Below are 4,924 nucleotides of genomic sequence, written 5' to 3'. Positions count from 1 at the left end.
AGTTTAATAATTTCTACTTATAATTGGCCCGCAGCATTAGAACTTGTGCTTTTGAGCGTGGCAAAACAAAGTATTCTACCTGAGCAAATCATCATAGCAGACGACGGTTCGCGTCAGGATACCGCAGATCTTATTGAAACGTTTAAAAACCACTTACCGTTAGAACATGTATGGCATGAAGATAATGGTTTTCAGAAAACGCTCATTCTAAATAAGGCATTAAAAATATGTACATCGGATTATATAATTGAAATCGATGGTGATATTATTTTACATAGACACTTTATCAAAGATCATATTGCTGCAGCAGAAAAAGGCTTCTTCGTACAAGGTAGCAGAGCTATGATCGGCGAAGAGTTAACCAAAAATGTACTCGAAAACAAGAGGCTGAAATTCAACTGCCTAACTAACGGGATGACGACACGTTTTAACGCTATCCGGTTCCCTTTGCTTTCTGGTCTTTTCAAAACTGACCCCTGCAGTTCGCATAATGTGAAAGGATGTAACCTTGCTTTTTGGCTGGACGATTACGTTCGCATTAACGGCTACTTCAATGGATTCACCGGCTGGGGATGGGAAGATTATGAATTTGCGGAACGGCTCATAAATTCTGGAGTAAAAAAGAAGCGACTAAAATGGGCCGCAGTTGGTTTTCATATCTTTCATCCTTTATCGTCTCGTGCCAACTTTAAACCCAACGAATTAATTTACCGAGAAACCGTTCAGAACAAAATGTGGCATCGTTCCCCTGGGTTTCACGAGGTTGCTGTCTAACGCAAATTTGCTATCTAACTTATACTTGAACTTTGAGTGGCATAGAATCGCAAAATATAAACACATTAATACCCGGAGTTTCGGTCGTCTTATGCACCTATAATGGAGCACATAAACTCCCTAAATCGATAGAAGGACTAGCAGAACAGCGCGTTCCAGGATCGATCCCTTGGGAAATTATATTTGTCGATAATAACTCCACAGATAATTCTGAAACTATTGCTCGTCTTGCCTGGGATAACAACCCAGGGAATCAGAAGATCCCCTTTACCCGCTTGTCAGAATCAAGACCTGGTAAATATTTCGCTCTAACCGAGGCCCTTAAAATCGCAAAATATAGGTACTTCATAATCGTAGATGATGATAATATACTCCACCCCGATTATGTTAGAATTGCGTTCGAGTTAATTCACAGACAACCACACATTGGCGCAATTGGTAGTAAGACGGAGGCTTTATTTGAGCAGCCTACTCCTACTATTCCTAAATGGCTCACAAGGAATGCCGAGAGGTATGCTATTGGAGAACAAGGAACAAAAGGAGACGTCACAATCCGCAAACACCTTTGGGGTGCAGGGATGGTATCCCGGACAGATCTCTACTTAGCGTTTTATCAGAAATACCCATCTTTTTTAGTCAATCACTCGGAGCAAAACATTCTTGTTGCTGAAGATACAGAATACTGTTTAAGACTAATTCTACGTGGCTTTAGGCTGTATTTTTACCCTGAATTAGTATTACAGCATTATGTTCCAAACGACCGTCTAAGTATAGAATATTGGCGCAAATTGAATTTGAATATTGAAAATTCGTTTCAGGTGATTGACGCATATTATATGGCAACAAAAGCATACTCTAATAAGTATACCACAGCTCTGCAGAAACTCCGCTTAAAAATACTAACAACAATACGCGCTGTCGTGCAATCTGGCCAAAAAAAAGCAAGACAAAAAATGTTGTTGGGGATACTTTTCCCAACTTCTAAGCACAATACCCCTCTAATTAAAGATGTCAATAGCTTTGTTTCAGATCCGCTATTACCAAAAAACGATTAATTTGGAAGCATGAATAACGTTATAAAATGGAAAGAAACGATACGTGCCCTCATCTCATATCCATATATAATGAGGAAGGTAAGCAGCATCGAATCCAATATCGTTTTTTTCTTTCCTCGCTTTCAGACTGGCGGGGCCGAAAGAGTTCATTTAAATATTATAAGAAGCGTGTCAGATAAAAATCCGGTATGTATTTTTACAGACTTCTCGGACAACGATGACCTCTTGAGCGAATATCGATCCTACGCAACGACTATAAATTTACTCCGATGGGGTTGGAAAAGAAGTTTTCGAAAAAAAATGGCAAAAAAAGTTGCAGCAAAGATTAACAAAATAGAAAATCCAATACTTTTCGGAAGCAATTCTGAATTTTTCTTCGATCTTTTTCCTTACTTAAAACCTGATTGCGTCAAAATTGATCTTTTACATACGGATCTAAGTCATCTGCCCCTATCTATTGAAAATTACGCCCTGCCATATACGGAACAACTTCACCGTAGAGTTTTGCTAGGAAAAAACCACCAAATTAAAATCAAAGAATTTTACCATAAAAACGGGATCCCTCTGCAAGAATTGTCGAAAATAGAAATAATCCCCAACGGTATAAATGTACCGGCAGATCCTCCAGCGAAGAAGCAATACACGGATAAGATGATTGTGCTTTTTATTGCTAGAAACAGTTATGAAAAGAGACCCGAATTATACTTACAAATAGCCAGAGAAGCTCTAGCAAAAAATCTTCCATTCGAGTTTCAGATGATTGGAGACTTTGAAATATTTGAAAAAGAAAAACCAAATAATTTAAAAATTATCGGAAAGATTACCGACGTCGACGAGCTTAATAAATATTACAAAAAAGCCCATTTCATTTTTATCACTTCAATCTTCGAAGGTTTCCCGATGGTCATACTCGAAGGGCTTAGTTATGGGGTCATCCCTATAACAACGGACGTAGGAGAAATATATGAAGACATAAACATCGAAACGAAAACTGGTTTCATTGTACCTAATTATAGGGACCAAAATGAGATTATTAACGGATTTTTAACTAAACTAGAAGAAATCTCAAACAAAGAATATGATTTACAACTTTTTGTAAACAACGGTTACTCTTTAGTTAAATCCAAATTTTCGGAGTCTAAGTTCCATGAAAACTACCGGAAACTTATATTAAACATCAATTAATTGACATGATTACAAGGCCTACGGTTACTGTATTTATGACAGCATATAATGCCGGACGATATATTGAAGAATCGATCCAAAGCGTATTAAACCAAACTTATACAGACTTTGAACTTATTATCGTTGACGATGGATCTACCGATGACACATTTAATATAATTGCTCGTTTTAACGATCCGCGCATCCGGGTTATCAGAAATGAAAACAATAAAGGACTTGTCTTTAGTAGAAATATTGCCTTATCAGAAGCAAAGGGTAAATTTCTTGCCATCCTCGACAGTGACGATATTGCACTCCCAGACAGATTGCAGGTTCAGGTAAAAGAGTTCTTGTCGCGCCCTGATCTTGCCTTATTGGGCACACAAGCCTATCATTTAGGCAAAGACTCGAAGCGCAATGGGAGACTATTAGAGGTCCCAATTGGTCCTGACTTGGTAATGTGCAAATTGTTATTCTTTAACACTTTTATACACTCATCGGTCATGATGAAAACTGAGGTTTTCCGGGATGTTGGAGGCTACGGGATGTTTCCTTTCGCTGAGGACTATGATTTGATGATTAGGATTTCACGCAAAAACGTAATCGACAATTTAGGAACTCCATTAGTTGAATATCGGACACACGATACAAATGTCTCACAGATACATGCTGAAAAGCAAGCGGTCCATAGATGTTCGATAACAATTTTGCAATTAGAAGCATTAAATATTAGTGGAAAACCTGAATATATTGAAATGCTCATCGAACATCCCTCGAAAACAGGTATTAGTATCTCGGATTATCATGCTTTTTTCAATCTGTTGATTCAAAATAATAGAAACCTTCAACTATATCCCAAAGAAGTATTTGAAAAAATACTTTTTGACCTATGGTACGAAGCCGTGTTATATAAAACGAAACGTGATGCCCTGTATCAGCTTTTTAACGCTCCTTATTTCAACAGAAAACACTTGGAAACAAAGCAGTTACGACGTGCGTTCAAGCGGTCTATCAAATCAATTTTCAACTAACAAATTTTTCTACAATGAAAATAGTTAAGTTTTTAGGGGGTCTTGGCAATCAGTTATTTCAATATGCTTTTTATCTTTGTCTGGAAAAGAAATTCGCCACGGTAAAAGCAGACCTTACTGACTTCCAAACATACACGCTCCACAACGGATTCGAACTAAAAAAAATATTTGGATTGGATCTATCAGAAGCGAATATATTCGAGATAAAACTCCACGATACTACTGATAGAAAATGGATTTGGCGAAAAGCACGCCGTCTGGCGGGAACCAAAAACGCATATCATCAGGAAGATCAGCAGTTTGCTTTTGATGCGACAATATTTAAAGAGCAAAAAAGTCGTTACTATTGGGGTTATTGGCAACATATCAGCTATCTCAACCTTGTAGAAGATCAGCTTCGAGCGCATTTAAAATTTCCAAAGATAACTGATTCAAGAAATCAAAAATTGTTAGAATTAATTACGGAACGAGAAACCGTTGCAATTCATGTTCGACGGGGGGATTATCTTTCTGAACCTTTATTTAAAGATATATGTGACGCAGGGTATTATGAAAGAAGCATCGGTTATATGAATAATATGGTAAAAAATCCACTTTATCTATTTTTTTCCGACGACCTTGAATGGTGCCGACAAAACTTTAACCATTTAGATGCTATTTATGTAGATTGGAATCGTGGCGACAACAGTTTTAGAGATATGCACCTGATTAGCCTGTGTAATCACATTATTATCTCAAACAGCACCTTTAGCTGGTGGGGGGCGTGGCTTAACGAGCGAAAAAATAAAATTGTTGTGGCACCTGATAAATGGAAAAAAGACACCTCAACTAATTGGGATGGTTTGTTATTACCATCCTTTGTCAGATTGTGACCTACTTTTAGCATCATAGTTAGATGCC

At 37.6% G+C, this 4,924-nt stretch carries 5 protein-coding genes; all 5 read left to right on the top strand.

The window, feature by feature from the left end:
• The coding region (locus HP439_RS17660) for a glycosyltransferase family 2 protein (RefSeq protein ID WP_172391654.1) at positions 1–774 on the top strand (774 nt) is incomplete at its 5' end.
• A gap of 32 nt (positions 775–806) precedes the next feature.
• Positions 807–1,829, top strand: a complete 1,023-nt coding sequence (locus HP439_RS17655; RefSeq protein WP_172391653.1) for a glycosyltransferase — start codon at positions 807–809, stop codon at positions 1,827–1,829.
• A 9-nt stretch (positions 1,830–1,838) separates the two neighbouring features.
• On the top strand, positions 1,839–3,014 hold the full coding sequence (locus HP439_RS17650) for a glycosyltransferase family 4 protein (RefSeq protein WP_172391652.1): 1,176 nt from the start codon (positions 1,839–1,841) through the stop codon (positions 3,012–3,014).
• Between the two features lie 5 nt (positions 3,015–3,019).
• Positions 3,020–4,024, top strand: a complete 1,005-nt coding sequence (locus tag HP439_RS17645) for a glycosyltransferase family 2 protein (RefSeq protein ID WP_172391651.1) — start codon at positions 3,020–3,022, stop codon at positions 4,022–4,024.
• Positions 4,025–4,038: 14 nt separating this feature from the next.
• A complete protein-coding gene (locus tag HP439_RS17640) occupies positions 4,039–4,896 on the top strand; it encodes an alpha-1,2-fucosyltransferase (protein WP_172391650.1) in 858 nt (285 codons plus the stop codon).
• Positions 4,897–4,924 lie beyond the last annotated feature (28 nt).

The organism is Sphingobacterium shayense, assembly GCF_013179575.1.
Taxonomy (GTDB): domain Bacteria; phylum Bacteroidota; class Bacteroidia; order Sphingobacteriales; family Sphingobacteriaceae; genus Sphingobacterium; species Sphingobacterium shayense.
The sequence above is the reverse complement of the archived record's forward strand: the minus strand, read 5'-3'. Positions and strand labels throughout refer to the sequence as shown.

Bases quoted from the DNA above. Each gene is read 5' to 3' on its own strand.
- HP439_RS17650 (WP_172391652.1), top strand. From the start codon at position 1,839: ATGAATAACGTTATAAAATGGAAAGAAACGATACGTGCCCTCATCTCA.
- HP439_RS17640 (WP_172391650.1), top strand. From the start codon at position 4,039: ATGAAAATAGTTAAGTTTTTAGGGGGTCTTGGCAATCAGTTATTTCAA.
- HP439_RS17645 (WP_172391651.1), top strand. From the start codon at position 3,020: ATGATTACAAGGCCTACGGTTACTGTATTTATGACAGCATATAATGCC.